This is a genomic window from Lutibacter sp. TH_r2 (assembly GCF_033101135.1).
In the GTDB taxonomy this organism is placed as follows: domain Bacteria; phylum Bacteroidota; class Bacteroidia; order Flavobacteriales; family Flavobacteriaceae; genus Lutibacter.
In genome coordinates this window covers 630111-646578 of sequence record NZ_JAWMPV010000001.1, presented here as the reverse complement: position 1 = coordinate 646578, position 16468 = coordinate 630111, and the positions used below count along the sequence as shown (strand labels likewise).

Annotated in this window: 12 protein-coding genes and 1 tRNA gene; 5 read left to right on the top strand and 8 right to left on the bottom strand. The window is 29.8% G+C overall.

What is annotated here, in order from left to right; all coding sequences use genetic code 11:
* Positions 1-155 precede the first annotated feature (155 nt).
* Positions 156-1379: a phosphoserine phosphatase SerB gene (gene serB / locus R3X25_RS02565; protein WP_317671547.1), complete on the top strand. Its 1224-nt coding sequence runs from the start codon at positions 156-158 to the stop codon at positions 1377-1379.
* A gap of 103 nt (positions 1380-1482) precedes the next feature.
* Positions 1483-1779, top strand: a complete 297-nt coding sequence (locus tag R3X25_RS02560; protein WP_317671545.1) for a thioredoxin family protein — start codon at positions 1483-1485, stop codon at positions 1777-1779.
* Here R3X25_RS02560 and R3X25_RS02555 read toward each other — a convergent pair.
* Complete coding sequence (locus R3X25_RS02555; RefSeq protein ID WP_317671543.1) at positions 1776-2423, bottom strand: polysaccharide deacetylase family protein; 648 nt, start codon at positions 2421-2423, stop codon at positions 1776-1778. The genes R3X25_RS02560 and R3X25_RS02555 overlap by 4 nt on opposite strands.
* A 1-nt stretch (position 2424) precedes the next feature.
* A complete protein-coding gene (locus tag R3X25_RS02550) occupies positions 2425-5505 on the bottom strand; it encodes a DUF2723 domain-containing protein (RefSeq protein ID WP_317671541.1) in 3081 nt (1026 codons plus the stop codon).
* 170 nt (positions 5506-5675) lie between these two features.
* On the opposite strand from R3X25_RS02550, the gene R3X25_RS02545 reads away from it, so the two are divergent.
* A tRNA-Gln gene (locus R3X25_RS02545) sits at positions 5676-5746 on the top strand.
* Between the two features lie 347 nt (positions 5747-6093).
* Here R3X25_RS02545 and R3X25_RS02540 read toward each other — a convergent pair.
* Positions 6094-6933, bottom strand: coding sequence for a flagellar motor protein MotB (locus tag R3X25_RS02540; RefSeq protein WP_317671539.1), 840 nt, complete (start codon positions 6931-6933; stop codon positions 6094-6096).
* A gap of 133 nt (positions 6934-7066) precedes the next feature.
* Here R3X25_RS02540 and R3X25_RS02535 point away from each other — a divergent pair, with 133 nt between their 5' ends.
* Positions 7067-8053 (top strand): FAD:protein FMN transferase, encoded by a 987-nt coding sequence (locus R3X25_RS02535; protein WP_317671537.1) that lies wholly within the window; start codon positions 7067-7069, stop codon positions 8051-8053.
* On the opposite strand, the gene R3X25_RS02530 is transcribed toward R3X25_RS02535, so the two are convergent.
* Positions 8054-8818: a class I SAM-dependent methyltransferase gene (locus tag R3X25_RS02530; RefSeq protein WP_317671535.1), complete on the bottom strand. Its 765-nt coding sequence runs from the start codon at positions 8816-8818 to the stop codon at positions 8054-8056.
* Positions 8819-8822: 4 nt separating this feature from the next.
* Entirely contained in the window at positions 8823-9641 is an 819-nt protein-coding gene (gene map, locus R3X25_RS02525) for a type I methionyl aminopeptidase (protein ID WP_317671533.1), read from the bottom strand.
* A 161-nt stretch (positions 9642-9802) separates the two neighbouring features.
* Here map and R3X25_RS02520 point away from each other — a divergent pair, with 161 nt between their 5' ends.
* Complete coding sequence (locus tag R3X25_RS02520; RefSeq protein WP_317671531.1) at positions 9803-11074, top strand: acetyl-CoA hydrolase/transferase family protein; 1272 nt, start codon at positions 9803-9805, stop codon at positions 11072-11074.
* Positions 11075-11153: 79 nt separating this feature from the next.
* On the opposite strand, the gene R3X25_RS02515 is transcribed toward R3X25_RS02520, so the two are convergent.
* The 3 genes from R3X25_RS02515 to R3X25_RS02505 all read right to left on the bottom strand — a co-directional run bounded on the left by R3X25_RS02515 (position 11154) and on the right by R3X25_RS02505 (position 16460).
* Positions 11154-12623: a glycoside hydrolase family 30 protein gene (locus R3X25_RS02515; RefSeq protein ID WP_317671529.1), complete on the bottom strand. Its 1470-nt coding sequence runs from the start codon at positions 12621-12623 to the stop codon at positions 11154-11156.
* A gap of 1 nt (position 12624) precedes the next feature.
* A complete protein-coding gene (locus R3X25_RS02510; RefSeq protein ID WP_317671527.1) occupies positions 12625-14805 on the bottom strand; it encodes a beta-glucosidase in 2181 nt (726 codons plus the stop codon).
* 128 nt (positions 14806-14933) lie between these two features.
* Positions 14934-16460 (bottom strand): RagB/SusD family nutrient uptake outer membrane protein, encoded by a 1527-nt coding sequence (locus R3X25_RS02505; protein ID WP_317671526.1) that lies wholly within the window; start codon positions 16458-16460, stop codon positions 14934-14936.
* Positions 16461-16468: the final 8 nt, after the last annotated feature.

The window sequence follows — 16468 nt, the reverse complement described above, 5'->3', positions numbered from 1 at the left end:
TCTATGGAATTTAAAACTCTATTAAAAAAACTAAAAATTGTTAATTAATTAATTTTATGCTTAAAAATGTGAAATTAGGATAATTGATAATAATTTAAAGATAAACTGTTTGGTTGTTTTCAAAAAAATTATCAATTTCACACATTAAATTAATTATGGCAACAGAAATTTACTTATTAAATATATCAGGTCAAGATAAACCAGGTTTAACATCAGCATTAACTGGAGTTTTATCAGCTTACGGAGCAAAAATTTTAGATATTGGTCAAGCAAATATTCATGATACTTTATCATTAGGTATGATGTTTGAAATTCAATCTGGAGAGAAATCTGCAGCTGTACTCAAGGATTTATTGTTTAAATCTTACGAGTTAGGCATTACAGCAAAATTTCATCCAATTTCTCTTGATAATTACGAGAAATGGGTTACGCTTCAAGGTAAAGATAGGTATATTGTTACCATTTTAGGAGAAAAGTTAGAAGCAAAACAAATATCTGAAGTAACAAAAATTATTTCGGAGAAAAACTTGAATATTGATTCCATTAAAAGGCTTACAGGTCGTTTATCGTTGGTAACAGAAGAGGATTATCCAAGAGCATCTATACAATTATCTATAAGAGGTAAAATTGATTGTAAATCTGATTTTACGGAAAAATTTATGAAAATTTCTCAAGATTTAGATGTAGATATTGCATTTCAAGAAGATAATATTTTTAGAAGAAACAGGCGTTTAGTGTGTTTTGATATGGATTCAACTTTAATTCAAACTGAAGTTATTGATGAATTAGCAGAACGTGCAGGTGTTGGTGAGCAAGTAAAAGCTATTACGGAATCTGCTATGAATGGAGAAATTGACTTTAAAGAAAGTTTTAAAAAAAGAATGAAACTTTTAGAAGGTTTAAGTGAAGATGTTTTACAAGAAATTGCGGTTAATTTACCTATTACTAAAGGTGCAAGACGCTTAATAGATGCGCTTAAAAATTATGGGTTTAAAACAGCTATCTTGTCTGGAGGATTTACTTATTTTGGACATTATTTGCAAAAAGAATTAGGTATGGATTACGTGTATGCTAATCAATTAGAAATTGTTGATGGTAAATTAACAGGTAATTACCTTGGCGAAATTGTTGATGGAGCTAAAAAGGCTGAATATCTTCGAGAAATTGCTAAAAATGAAAGGATAGATATTGGACAAACCATAGCAGTTGGAGATGGCGCTAATGATTTAGCAATGCTAAATGTTGCCGGTTTAGGTATTGCATTTCATGCAAAGCCAAAGGTAAAAGATAATGCACAAAGTTCTATTTCGAGTATTGGTTTAGATGGAGTGTTGTATCTTTTAGGTTACCATGATAGGCAAATTGATTTGATTAGCTAAAAGTTGCCTAAATTGTTATAGTTGTCTTTATTCAATTAAAATGTTACATTTGTAATAGTTAAGTGCTTTTAAGTAAAGGATTTATTCTAAAAAATGAGCTAGTATGACTAAATTTGGAGAGTTAATAAGTTCGGAAATTCCAGTATTAATAGATTTTTACACGGAATGGGAAGAAACTACTGATAATGTTCATGGTACATTGCGAGATGTTGCTGCAGCTCTAGGCGATAAAGCTAAAGTTATAAAAATAGACATAGAGAAAAACGAAATTTTAGCTAATGCTCTTCGAATAAAAGGAAATCCAACATTTATTATTTATAAAGATGGAGAAATGAAATGGCGTCAATCTGGAGATCAAGATGCAAATACATTAATTGGTTTAGTGCAACAGTATTTTTAAGCAATTGCTTTAAATAAATAACCTTTGGCTGTATAATAATCTAAAATTTGAGGTAGTACAAATTTAACTTTTTCAGAAGCTTTTACACTATCGTGAAATACAATAACGCTACCATTCTCTGTATTTTTAATTACGTTACGTAAACATTTTTCTTTGGATATTTCAGTGTCAAAATCGGCACTTAACACATCCCACATTATTATTTTAAAACCTTTTTTGCGAAGTTTTTTTCCAGTTCTTAAACTTAATTTTCCGTATGGAGGTCTAAATAATTTAAAATTTTGAGAATCTGTTTTTAAATATTTGTGTATTTCATTTTCGGCTAATAAAACATTCTGTAAATATTCCGATTCTTTAGTTTTAGTTGCTTTTAAATGGTTGTTAGTGTGGTTACCGATAGAATGGCCTTCTAAAGCTATTTTATTAAAGATAGAAGGATGTTGCTTAATGTTTTTTCCAATACAAAAAAACGTAGCTTTTGCATTTACTTTTTTAAGTTCGGTTAAAACCCAATCAGTAATTTCTGGAGTTGGACCATCGTCAAAAGTTAAATAAATTGATTTATCATTTTTAGAAAAACTCCAATCCCATTTATTAAAAATAAGTTTTACAATTGTTGGAGTTTTAACTAAATATTTTTTCAATTTATTCTTCATCAGGAACAAATAATCTTAAATAACTAATATACTCATCTTTTAATAAAGTTGCGTAACTTTCATCATCATACTGAATTGCGGTTTTTATTAATTGATCATACATTAATAAGTTTCTCTCCACTTGGTTATACACGGCTTCAAAATCTTGGTTCTCAAACTGACTGTAATAAGTTAGTTTTTCTTGAATAGGAATTTTTAAGTCTTCGATTAATTTTTGAGCTTTCTCTTTTTTGTTTAATGCGTAATATAAATCTACGTAAGGTATTACCATGCTGTAATGTCCAAATTTATCTATTGGCATTTTTTCTATAGATATATCAATTATTTCTTCAGCCTTGTCAAATTGTTTTTCATATAGTAATGCTTTAGCTAAACGCTCCATATTATTTCTGTACGAAACTGAATTTTTACGAGTTTCAGGGTCTAAATAAATATTATCATCTGTAATATTACGCCAATCCCAGTTTTTAATATTGTTATACATAATATCTGTATTTACGCGTCCCATTTCAAAGAAATTACCATCGGTAGGTGTTTTAATTGGAACTAATCTGTAGGCCATTCCATCGAGTTGTAAATAATCTTTCATCCAAATATATTCTTCAGCGGCTTGTGCTCCACCTGTAAAATAAATTGGTTTTTCCCAATTATTATTTGCAATAATATCTAACATTAAAATACGATTTTTGGTAAGTGAACTTCCAAAATTAATATCGATATAAGGCACAATTAAATCGGCATCTTTTTGAGCAACAATTCCATTTTTTAGAACAGTTTCCTTATTAACAGGGATTCTAATTTTGTTTGAAGGTAGAATTTTTTCAGGGTTACCATCATCATCCAAATCATAAAAAGTTATTTTATTATCGCTTTCAATCCATTTCATTAAATAATCTATTGTAACAACAGAATCTTTTAATTGAGGAATAATTTCTTCAAAATAATAAGCAACATCTAATGATCCTAGTTTGTATTTATCATGTGTTAATTGTGAAGGAATTGGATCTGCTTTGTATGTTTTTCGTTTCATTTGGTCTATATACCAATCGGTTTGAAAAAGACTGGTGTTTACCAATTTAATATCGGTTCTATAATTTTCAACTTCTTGCATATACCATAATGGAAAAGTGTCGTTATCACCAATAGTAAACATAATGGCATTCTCTGCACATGAATCTATATAAGCTTTAGCATTTAAATGTGAAGTATATCTATTTGAGCGATCATGATCGTCCCAATTTTCAGATGCCATTAATGTTGGAACTGCTAAAAATGAAATTACAGTTACTGCTATTGCAACAGTTTTTTTGTTAGTGTATTTTTTCAAATATTCATAAAGTGCTAATACTCCAAATCCAACCCAAATGGCAAAAATGTAAAAGGATCCCACAACTGCATAATCTCTTTCTCGTGGTTCAAAAGGTTTTGGATTTGTATAGAAAATAATTGCTAAACCAGTAAAAGCAAAAAAGAGCAGTAAAACATAAAAGTTTTTTAAATCTTTTTTAATATGAAATAGCAATCCAATAATTCCTAAAATAAAAGGTAAAAAATAGTAGGTGTTTCTACCTTTATTGTTTTTTACTTCTGAAGGAAGATTACTTTGTGGTCCTAGTCTAAATTCATCTAAAAACTGAATACCGCTTAACCAATTTCCATTTTCAAGGTCTAAATTGCCTTGTTCATCGTTTTGTCTTCCAACAAAATTCCACATAAAATAGCGTCCATACATATATCCAAACTGGAAATCAATCATAAATTTTATGTTCTCTCCAAATGTTGGTCTACGTTTACTATTTTCAGGGATTCCTGCAATTGCTTTGTAATTTTTAATTACTCCTGGAGATGGACTTACCATTCTTGGAATAAAACCTTTATGTTTGCTACTCCAGTTAGGTAGCGCATCTTTATAATTATTTACTATAACGTATTTACCAGTTTTAAAATCTTTTTCATATTTAGGTTTTTCGTCTTTAGTTGGATTTTTTTTGTCTTGTTCTCGGTTAAAAGCAACAGAATAATACGTGTCATAAAAAACATTGGCATCTCCATATTGTTCACGATTGTAATATGCTAATAATTCTCGAGCACTTGATGGGTTGTTTTCGTTTATTGTAGTGTTTGCATTGGCTCTAATTGGTAGCATTATCCACGAAGAAAATCCAATAACTATAAATAAAACGGAAAGAATTAGAGTGTTGGCTCCAACCATTTGTTTTTTATGTGTGTATTGAATTCCAAAATAGAATAAACCAATCATTAAAATAGCAGCAATAATACTTCCAGAATTAAAAGGCATTCCTATAGAATTCACAAAAAATAATTCTAATGCGCTAAAATATTTTAAGGTATATGGAAATAAAAGTTTAAAAACAAAAGCTAAAACTAGTATAGAAACAATATTAGCAATTGCAAATAGTTTGAAGTTTTTGATGTTGTAATTTTTGTAGATATAAAGAAAAACAATTGAAGGAATTACTAATAATGATAAAATATGAACACCAAATGAAAGCCCAACAACAAAACTAATAAGTAGTAGCCATTTGTTTCCGTTTGGTTTATGCATTACTGCTTCCCAGCGCAATCCTAACCAAAATAGTAATGCCATTAGAAATGATGACATTGCATATACTTCACCTTCAACAGCACTAAACCAAAAACTATCTGAAAATGTATACGTTAATGATCCTACAAAAGCGCTTCCTAAAATTGCTATAGATTTACTTTGAGTTAATTCTGAAGGGTTTTTAATTAATTTTTTAGCTAAAATAGTAATAGTCCAAAACATAAATAAAATGGTGAAAGCACTTGCAAGTGCAGACATAAAGTTTACCATTTTTGCAATTTCAGTTACATCAGTTGAAAACATAGCAAAAAATGCTCCTAACATTTGAAATAGAGGTGCTCCTGGAGGATGCCCAACTTCTAATTTTACAGCTGTTGAAATGTATTCGCCGCAATCCCAGTAACTAACAGTTGGCTCTAAAGTTAATGTGTAGGTTAATAATGCAATTCCAAAAGTTATCCATCCTATTATGGAATTCCATTTGCTAAATTTGAATGAACTCATAAATTATTTTTTATCGTGGCGAATTTAACAAAATTAAACTTAACTATTGAATGTAAGTACGCTACAAACTATTTTTTTAGTATTAAAGAGTTGTTAAAATTTTATTTTTAAAAAAAAATGTAAAATTATTTGTTGAATAAAAACTTTGCGTTAAATTTGCACTCGCAAAATGACCCATGGTGTAATGGTAGCACTCCGGTTTTTGGTATCGTCAGTCAAGGTTCGAGTCCTTGTGGGTCAACTTTAATCCTGATAATCGTATGATTGTCAGGATTTTTGCATTTTAAAGCTTTTTGGGCGTAAAATTAATGCTACTAAATAGTTTTTAGAAACTAGTTTAAACTTAATTTAAAAGGGTTTTATAATCTTTTTTTATGTGTATTAATTGAAAAAAGTGTACTAGATTTTAAATATTTATTGAGTAGGGAAGGAGTATTGTATTAAAGGTGTTTAAATAATTTTGTATTTCAGTAGTTGAGTAACTATTGGAATAAACACTTTACATTATAAGTAATTAGAATAAAAAACAAAAGAGCTCGATAAAATATCGAGCTCTTTTATTTAAATATTATGTTTTAATTATTAAAACTATTCAACTTTGTTTTCTAGTAATTCAAAAAATTGTTCTAATTGAGGCATTAGTACAATTCTAGTTCTTCTGTTTCTAGATCTACCTTCAACCGTATCATTACTTTCTAAAGGTTTATACTCACTTCTACCGGCAGCAATTAATCTTTCTGGAGCAATATTAAAGTCGTTTTGTAAAACTCTAATAATAGAAGTAGAACGTTTTACACTTAAATCCCAGTTATCTTTAATTCCAGCTGTGCTAATTGGTTTGTTGTCTGTATAACCTTCAATCATAACTTCTAAATCTGGTTGTGCAGAAATTACTTCAGCTACTTTACTTAACACATTTTTAGCATCGTTAGAAACTGTTGAGCTACCACTTTTAAATAATAATTTATCAGCAATTGAAATATAAACAACTGTTTTTTCAACATCAACTTGTATATCCTCATCATTGAAACCATCTTTCAACACACTTTTTAATTTAAATCCTAAAGCAAGATTTATAGAATCTTTTCTAGTCATTGCTTTTTGTATGTGTTGGATATATTCGTCTTTTTTGCTCATTTGAGCTAATGTTTCTTTAATGTTATCAGATGCTGATTTAGACAATACAGTTAAATTATCAACATATTCTAACGTTTTTTCTTTGTCTTTCTTTAAACTTTCAACTTTAAATTCTAAAGCTGAAACTTTACTGTCCGATTCAATTCTACATTTCATTAAGTCAGCCTTTACATCAACTAACTCTTGGCTTTTTTTATTAAAGTTGCTTTCTAAATCTGCGTATTGTTTTTTAGAAACACAAGAACTTAAGCCAACTGATAATACTACTGCTACAATTAATAATTTTTTCATAATTCAAAAAAGGATTTTTAATGAAACAAATTTAATAAAAAGAAATGTAGTTTGTACATTTTTTGTATGATTTTAAGATGAATTTATGACTTTTTAAATAATATCTTTGTAGAAATTTTTAAAGCACACTATAATGAAGAATTTTTTGTTTCTATTAATTGGGTTAGTTTCTATTTCATGTGTAGAAAACACTAAAAAGTTAAATGTACTTACTGGAAATGCAATAGGAACTACATTTTCAATTAAGTATTTAGGTGATTCTACTATAGATTTTGAAAGTAAAATAGATAGTTTAATTACTGCAGTTAATAAATCTACTTCAACCTATATCCCTACCTCTGATATTTCAAAAATAAACAATGGAGATTCTACGGTTGTGGTTGATGAAATTTTTAAGGAAGTTTTTAAAAAATCGTATAAAATTTATAAAGAAACCGAAGGTCAATTTGATCCAACTGTTGGAATTTTAGTAAATGCTTGGGGATTTGGACCTAAAAAAACATTACAAAAATTAAGTGCTACTAAAGTAGATTCGTTATTGCAATATGTTGGATTAGATAAAATAAAAATTGAAAAAAATAGAGTTATTAAAGAATCTTCTGAAGTTTACTTGGACTTTAATGCTATTGGAAAAGGTTATTTAGTAGATGTAATTGGAAGAATGTTCGAAAAAAATAATGTAGAAAATTATTTAGTTGAAATAGGAGGAGAAATTAGAGCTAGAGGTTTTAATCAAAAAAGTATTCCATGGAGAGTTGCTATAGAAAAGCCAAATTTTGACAATACCCGAAGTTTTGTAACTGCAATTTCACTTAAAAATGAATCTATTGCTACATCTGGAAATTATAGAAAATTTAGACTTGCAGATAATGGCAAAAAATATGTGCATACTATTAATGCTAAAACTGGTTATGCTACAGAAAGTAATTTATTAAGTGCATCTGTAATTTCAGAAAAAGATTGTGCCGATGTTGATGGTTATGCAACTGCGTTTATGGCTATGGGTTTAGAAAAAACTAAAAAATTTATTGAAAAGCATCCAGAATTAAAAGTGTTTTTAATTTTTTCAAATAATAAAGGAGAATTAGAAACGTATGCTTCTTTTAATTTAGAGGAATAATTATTTAGTACAAACAGGTAAAATTTCACCTTTAACTAAACAATATTTTTTTATTAATTCTTCTGGTAAGGTTGAAGAATAATCAATTTCTTCAACTTTAAATCCAACAGCGCGAAGTCGATCAAAATAATCTCGTCCATACACTCTTACATGATCGTATTGTCCAAAATGTTTAGCGCGTTCTTCTGGAGAAGTTATTGAAAAATCTTCGTAGGTTTTTTCTCTATCTAATTCTTGTGGAATTTGAAAAATACCTAATCCGTTTGGTTTTAAAACCCTATACAATTCACTCATAGCTTTAGCATCATCTTCAATATGTTCTAAAACATGATTGCAGAAAACTACATCAAAACTATTGTTTTCAAAAGGTAAATTGCAAATATCAGCCTTTACATCTGCTATTGGAGAATATAAATCGGCAGTTATATAATCTAAATTTTTAAGATTTTTAAACCGATTTAAAAAGCATTGTTCAGGAGCAAGGTGTAGTACTTTTTTGTTTTCAGAAAAAAAATCAGTTTCGTTTTTTAAATACAGCCAAAGTAACCGGTGACGTTCTAATGAAAGTGTACTTGGCGATAATACATTTGAACGCTGTGTGCCATAACCATACGGTAAAAATTTTCGAAAACTTTTACCATCAATTGGGTCGGTAAAGGTAGTTCCTTTTAAAAATAAAGCAATTAATGGTCTAACCCAATAACTAACTTTAATTAATATTGGACGAGGAATGTTATTCAGAAAAAATTTAAATAGTTTGTTCAATTATTTATAAAACTAAAGGTTGTTTTCTAAATTCATCTTCTTCATTACTTTCAATACCTAGTTCTTTATAAACATACGCAAATGTAGAAAGTAGCTCTGGTTTTCCATCAACAATAGCAACATCATGTTCAAAATGAGCACTTGGTTTATTATCTTTAGTTAAAATAGTCCAACCATCTCTTAATTGATTTATTCGGTGTGTACCTAAATTTATCATAGGTTCAATAGCAACTACCATTCCTTCAATAAATTTTTTACCTCTTCCTCTACGCCCATAATTTGGCATTTCAGGATCTTCATGCATAACACTACCTAATCCGTGACCTACCAATTCTCTAACAACTCCGTAACCATGTTTTTCGCAATAGTTTTGAATTGCCCAACCAACATCTCCAACTCGGTTACCAGCTTTAAATTCGCGAATTCCTTCGTATAAACTTTCTTTTGTTATTTGTAATAATTTTTTGGTTTCCTCTGCTACTTCACCAACTTCAAACGTATAGGCATGATCTCCATAAAAACCATTTTTTAAAGCACCACAGTCAATTGAAATAATATCTCCGTTCTCTAAAGGTTTATTATTAGGAATACCATGAACAACTTGAGCATTTGGACTCATACAAAGTGTATTTGGAAAATCATACAGACCTAAAAATCCTGGAATAGCTCCGTTATCTCTAATAAATTCTTCGGCCAACTTATCTAGGTGTAAAGTTGTAACACCTGGTTTTACTTCTCTGGCTAATAATCCTAAAGTTTTAGATACTATTAATGCACTTTCGCGCATAAGTTCAATTTCTTCGCGAGTTTTTATTTTAATCATTTGATACAAAATTAATGAGGCAAAGGTAAATTAAAAAAATATAAAAGCACAGCGCTAAAGAAATAAAGTAAATTGTAAAAAACGCAAAATAAATGATCTTTGTTAGGGTTGTTTTACGAAATCATTATTAAATTTACACGATAAGCTAAAAAAAACCAATTATGTATAAACCAGTATCAGCAGAGCAAGCTGTAAAAGTTATTAAATCACACGATAGAGTATATATACAGGCAGCTGCGGCTGCATCCCAAATATTAATTAATGCAATGTCTGCCAGACATGAAGAGTTAAGAGGTGTTGAAGTTTGTCATTTACATATAGAGGGAGATGCGCCTTATGCAAACCCAATTTATAAAGATAGTTTTCATGTAAACTCACTTTTTATAGGTAAAAATGTTAGACACACTATAAAAGCGGGAAATGGAACTTATACACCAGTGTTTTTAAGTGAAGTACCTAATTTATTTAAAAGAAATGTGTTACCTGTAGATGTTGCTTTAATACAAGTTTCAACTCCTGATAAGCATGGATATTGCTCTTTAGGTGTTTCTGTTGAAGCAATTTTAGCGGTAATTTCGAATGCAAAAAAAGTAATTGCTCATATAAATGATCAAATGCCGAGAGTGCATGGTGAAGGATTAATTCATATTTCTGAATTAGATATTTTTGTTGAAGAAAGTGTTCCTATTCATGAGTTTCATATGCCAACGCCTTCTAAAATTGAAAACAAAATTGGAGATTATATTGCTGAATTAATTGATGATAGAAGCACCTTGCAAATGGGAATTGGTTCTATTCCAAATGCGGTATTGTCTCGTTTAGGAAATCATAAAGATTTAGGCTTGCATACTGAAATGTTTTCTGATGGAGTTATTGATTTAATTTTGAAAGATGTTATTAATGGAAATTATAAAGGTGTAAATGCTGGAAGAGCATTAACTACTTTTTTAGGTGGCTCTAAACGTTTGTACGATTATGTAGATGATAATCCGTTTATTGAAATGCGCTCATGTGATTATACAAATGATGTGGTTAATATTAGAAAAAATCCAAAAATGGTCGCTATTAATTCTGCTATTCAAGTAGATTTAACTGGCCAAGTTTGTGCAGATTCTATTGGTGCTAATATGTTTTCTGGTGTTGGTGGACAAATGGATTTTATTAGAGGAGCTAGTTTAAGTGAAGGAGGAAAAGCTATTATAGCATTACCTTCTGTTACTAATAAAGGTATAAGTAGAATTGTTCCTTTTTTATATAAAGGTGCAGGAGTTGTTACAACTAGAGCAAACGTACATTATATAGTTACAGAATATGGTGTAGCAAATTTATATGGTAAAACCGTTAACCAACGTGTTGCAGAATTAATAAAAATTTCTCATCCAGATTTTAGAGAAAGTATGGAGCGTGAATATTTTGAAACAACAAAAAAATAGTTTATTTATTATAGAAAAAAGCCGTTTTCCTTTCAAAAGAAAAACGGCTTTTTAATTAATTTAAGAATCATAAATAATGCTAATATATTATTGATTGCATTGCACGTGCTGGTATATTAACTGGTATTGCCATTGTAGTTCCAACATATAAATTATAAGAAATATCTTTATTGGTTGTATTCATAACAACTGTTACAATTTTACCATCTTCATTTTTAAATGAAGTACTTTCTAAAAAACTAATACTTGAAGTTGTACTTAATCGTTTTGCATTAGGACGAATGTATTTTGAAAAATGTCCTATATAATAATAACTTGGAGTATAAATTATTTTGTCAGAAGATGTATCAGCATGAATTGGGGCAAAACACAAGTTTTGTACGTGGTTTGGTCCACCAGTTTCATCTAGTAAAATGTTCCAATCTGTCCAGCCAACTGTTCCTCTATTAAAATCATTAATCATAGATTTTCCATACCTTTCAGCATTTGGCCAGTATTGGTATTTTGCCGCGTCAAAAGCCTCGTTACAACCTTCAGTAAAAAGTAATTTTTTATCAGGGTATGCTTCTTGTACCGTTTGTAAAGCGTTAAAATTTGGTTCTCCACCTCTCCAATTTTCATACCAATGAAATCCAATTCCCCAAGCGTATTTTGAAGCTTCTGGGTCATCAAAAATAGTGCTAGCTCTATATGAAAGTAAATCACGATTATGATCCCAAACAACTATGTTTTTATCACCTAAACCTTCTTTTTCAAATGTTGGTCCTAAATAATTTTTAAGAAAATCACGTTCTTCTTCAGCAGTATAAATACAAGATTCCCAACGTTGTGTTGCCATTGGTTCGTTTTGTATAGTAATTCCCCAAACTGGTATTCCTTCTTTTTCGTAAGCTTGTATAGTTTTGGCATAATATTTTGCCCAAGCTTTATTAAATTCAGGTAATAATTTACCACCACCTAGCATGTCTTTTTTGCCTTTCATAAACGCTGGTGGACTCCATGGGCTCATATAAAATAACATTTTTCCACCTGCTTTTTTAATTGCTTGTTTAATCATTGGGATTCTATATTGCCTATCGTGTTCTATACTAAAAGTTTTTAGTTCTTTATCTCCTTCTTCAATATAAGTATAACTTTCACTACTAAAATCACAACTATGAATTGAAGTACGCATTAAAGTATAATCTATACCATCTTTTCCATAATAAGCAGAAAGTAATTCTTGCTGTTTTTCTTTAGATAATTTTGCAAAAACTTCAGCAGAAGCATCTGTTATGGCTCCTCCAATACCTATAAAAGTTTGAAATGAGTGATTTGGGTTTACAAAAACAGAATTAGCCGTTTCAGTTGGTTGATTGGCTTTAGAAAATTTTACCTCATCTGTTTTTGTAAGTCTTAAATTAGTGTCTTTTGCAGTTGTTATAATAACTGCTGTTTTACCTTCTATTTGTAGAGTTTCTTTTACAGGTTTTATTTTAGTGTTTTTTTGTTTTTGATTACAAGCAAAGGCACTTAAAACTAGTAGCAGAATAAATATTTTTTTAGACATATTATTTAATTATTATGTTTAATTTTTTGATAATATTTTGAGATGAATTTCCAACAAAAATTGTATAATTACCTTTTTCTAATTCCCAATTTGATATTGATTCATTATAATAAGAAAGGTCTTTAAGATTTAATTGTAGCTCAATAGTTTTAGATTCCCCTTTTTCTAAATGCACTTTTTTAAATGCTTTTAATTCTTTTAAAGCTCTATTAACCTTTGAGTTTGGTTTTCCAATATAAACCTGAATAACTTCTGCACCTTCTCTATCTCCAGAATTTGTAACCGTAGTTGTAATAATAATTTTATCATCTTGTTTATAAACCTTCTTATTAGCTCCAACATTTGAGATTTTAAAAGTAGTGTATGACAATCCTTCACCAAAAGCAAATTGAGGTTTTATTTTTTTTGTATCGTGCCAACGATAACCGACTAAAATATCATCTTTGTAATATTGATTGATACTATCTCCTGGGTAAGACAATTCACCATAATAATGCGCTGAATTATCTTTTAATTTTTTAGGGAAAGAGAAAGGGAGTTTACCAGAAGGATTTACATCTCCACTTATTATTTCGGCTAAAGCTTCACCTGTTATACTTCCTAAATACCATCCTTGGATAAGTGCTTTTATTTTTAAAATCCAAGGTGTTTCAACTGCATTTCCGCTAATTAAAACTACTCCTACATTTTGATTTACTTTTAAAATTTCATTTAATAGTTCGTTTTGACCAAATGGTAATTCAAATGATTTTCTATCATCACCTTCACAATCTTGTTGATGGTTTTTATTTAATCCACCAAAATATAATATAATATCAGATTTTTTTGCAACTTCAATTGCTTCTTTTTTAAGTTTTTTATTGTCAAATTCAGTAGGAATAATTTCTCCGTAAATGGATGGTCCTGAAGAATAACCCATTGCATGTAAAACTGTTGCGTTTTTAAATTTATTTTGAATTCCTTCTAATGGTGAAATTTCAAATTGAGCTTTTAATTCTGAAGAACCTCCTCCTAGAGTCATTTTTTTGGTTGCATTTTCACCTATAACAGCTATTTTTATTTTTTTTATAGTATCAATAGGGAAAAAAGAATTGTTGTTTTTTAGCAACACTATTCCTTCTGATGCTATTTTTTTTGCTGTTGAATGATGTTCTTTAGTGTTCATTTTACCAAAAGAACGATTTTTGTTCATGGTAGTTTTAAACATTAAGCCTAAAATTCTTTTTACTTTATCATCAATAAATGCTTCTTCAATTTCACCAGACTCTACCATTTTTAATAAAGGTAGTGCCATGTAATAGTTGTCGTAAGCATTTTTTAAAGAGTGTGTTAGTCCATCTGTTCCTGTTCCCATTTCAATATCTAAACCATATAAGGCAGATTGTTTAGTATTGTGAGTAGCTCCCCAATCGGATATTATTACACCGTTAAAATTCCAGTCTTTTTTAAGAATAGTATTTAGTTTTTCATTATGACTACAATATTGCCATCTAAATTGATTGTAAGCACTCATTATAGACCAAACTTTACCTTTTTCAACAGCTGCTTTAAATGCAGGTAAATAAATTTCGTGCAAAGCTCTATCACTAACTTCAACATTAATATGTGTTCTCCATTTTTCTTGATTATTTAATGCATAATGTTTAACACAAGCAGCAACACCATTTTGTTGAATACCTTGTATATATGGAACAACCATTTTTGAAGCTAAATATGGATCTTCCCCCATGTATTCAAAATTTCTTCCATTTAAAGGAGTTCTATAGATGTTAACTCCTGGCCCTAATAAAACGTCTTTTTTTCGGTAACGAGCTTCTTCACCAAGGCTTATGCCATACTCTTTGGATAGTTTAGGGTTAAAAGTTGCGGCTAAACAAGTTAATGCAGGAAAAGCAGTAATTGAATCGTTTGTCCATTCTGCATGTTCCCATTTATCCCAACTAATTTCAGCTCTAACACCATGTGGTCCATCAGACATCCATAATTCTGGTATCCCAAGTCTGGGAACACCAGGTGTGCTAAATTTTGATTGTGCATGAATCATAGCAATTTTTTCTTTTAACGTAAGTTTAGAAAGAATACTATCAATATTATTTTTGTTTTGTGCGTTTAAGTTATTTGAACAAAATAAAATTAATACACTGCAAATTAAAATAGCGATTATAAATTGGGTGTATTTCATAAATTAAAGGTTAAATATTAGTACGATTTAAAATTTATTGAGTAGCTGGTTTTTCTCAATTATTTGTTTAAAAAAGCCGTTTTCTTTAAAGGAAAACGGCTTCTAAACTTAATTAATTATTATGAATATTAATAACCTGCATTTTGATCTTCTTCATTAATCAGACTATTTCTACTTATTTCACTAGATGGAATTGGATATAATGCATGTTTAGATTGATATCCATAACTTGATAGTTCAGCATCTGCCATTCCCCATCTAACTAAATCCCAGAAGCGTTGTCCTTCAAAAGATAATTCTAATTGACGTTCAGTTACAATAGCATCAAATAAAGCGTCACCGGTAGCAGTAACATCTGGTAACCCAGCTCTATATCTAACTTTATTTAATTCTATGATAGCTTTTCCATCTTCATCGTTTTTATGATAAGCTTCAGCGGCCATTAATAATACATCTGCATATCTTAATAATCTCCAATTAATACCATAATTTAACTCGTTAATTGGACCATCAGTATCTTCAGTTCTTGTAACGTATTTTAAGCGTATATAGCCTTCATAATCATGGATTCCTGCATCAGGTTCAGTTACTGATCCTCCTGCGGCAATTAAATCTTCTTCTGAAATTAATGTTGCATTTTTTCTAACCATATCGCCTGCATTTTCGTAGGCTTCACCAATTTTAGCAGTTGGTAAATTGAAACCCCAACCGTTTGCAACACCAATTGCTGCTACATCAAAAATACCATCACCTCTTGGTCCCATAAGTTGTGCGTGGATGTTACTTTCAGGTCTTCCTCCCCAAGGGAAATTACCCCAGTCGTATTGTTCGGTACTTACATAAGAAAGTTCAATTAAAGATTCAATTCCATGTTCGTTTTCAGTTTTCCATATATCTTCAAAATTTGGTTCTAAATCAAAAGCCATACTAGATATAACTTTTTCAAATTCAATACTTGCAAGGTCATATTTTTCTTGAAATAAATACACTTTTCCTAATACAGCTCGTGCAGCTTCATTAGAGATTCTAAAAGGTTGACTAATTGCGCTTTTTGCAGGTAACCCATCAATAGCGTCAGTTAGATCATTTTCAATTTGAACATAAACTTCACTTTTTGGAGATCTTGCTAGTGCAAACTCATCAATAGTTTGTGGAGTTGTAATACGTAAAGGAACATCTCCAAATAATGTAACTAATTCAAAATAGCTATATGCTCTTAAAAATTTAGCTTCTGCAATAAATTTGTTTTTTGAACTTAATTCTGAAGCTTCTAATTTTTCAATTAAAACGTTAGCTAAACCAATTGTTTTGTAATAACCTTCCCAAACACCAGTTATTGAAGGGTTATCTGCTACGTGTTCAAAATCATCTATTTGTTGTAATTGTGATTGATCTCCAGAATTACCTCCAGCTGCATTTGCGCAATCTCCAGGTAAAACTTTTAAGAAAAAAGCACTGTGCCAAGGTCTGTTATAGTTCCAGGCCATTAGATCGTATATACCATAAATTACAGATTCTGCTTCTTCATCGGTAGTTAAAAAGTCATCTTCGTTAATTAATCCAATTGGATCAACTTCGGTAAAATCGTCACTACAAGATGTGTTCAGAAAAGAGATTAACACACCTAGTATTATTATTTTAATATATTTTTTCATTGTTTACT

Coding starts and splice junctions, on each gene's coding strand:
- serB (WP_317671547.1), top strand. CDS start 156: ATGGCAACAGAAATTTACTTATTAAATATATCAGGTCAAGATAAACCA.
- R3X25_RS02560 (WP_317671545.1), top strand. CDS start 1,483: ATGACTAAATTTGGAGAGTTAATAAGTTCGGAAATTCCAGTATTAATA.
- R3X25_RS02550 (WP_317671541.1), bottom strand. CDS start 5,505: ATGAGTTCATTCAAATTTAGCAAATGGAATTCCATAATAGGATGGATA.
- R3X25_RS02540 (WP_317671539.1), bottom strand. CDS start 6,933: ATGAAAAAATTATTAATTGTAGCAGTAGTATTATCAGTTGGCTTAAGT.
- R3X25_RS02535 (WP_317671537.1), top strand. CDS start 7,067: ATGAAGAATTTTTTGTTTCTATTAATTGGGTTAGTTTCTATTTCATGT.
- map (WP_317671533.1), bottom strand. CDS start 9,641: ATGATTAAAATAAAAACTCGCGAAGAAATTGAACTTATGCGCGAAAGT.
- R3X25_RS02520 (WP_317671531.1), top strand. CDS start 9,803: ATGTATAAACCAGTATCAGCAGAGCAAGCTGTAAAAGTTATTAAATCA.
- R3X25_RS02515 (WP_317671529.1), bottom strand. CDS start 12,623: ATGTCTAAAAAAATATTTATTCTGCTACTAGTTTTAAGTGCCTTTGCT.
- R3X25_RS02510 (WP_317671527.1), bottom strand. CDS start 14,805: ATGAAATACACCCAATTTATAATCGCTATTTTAATTTGCAGTGTATTA.
- R3X25_RS02505 (WP_317671526.1), bottom strand. CDS start 16,460: ATGAAAAAATATATTAAAATAATAATACTAGGTGTGTTAATCTCTTTT.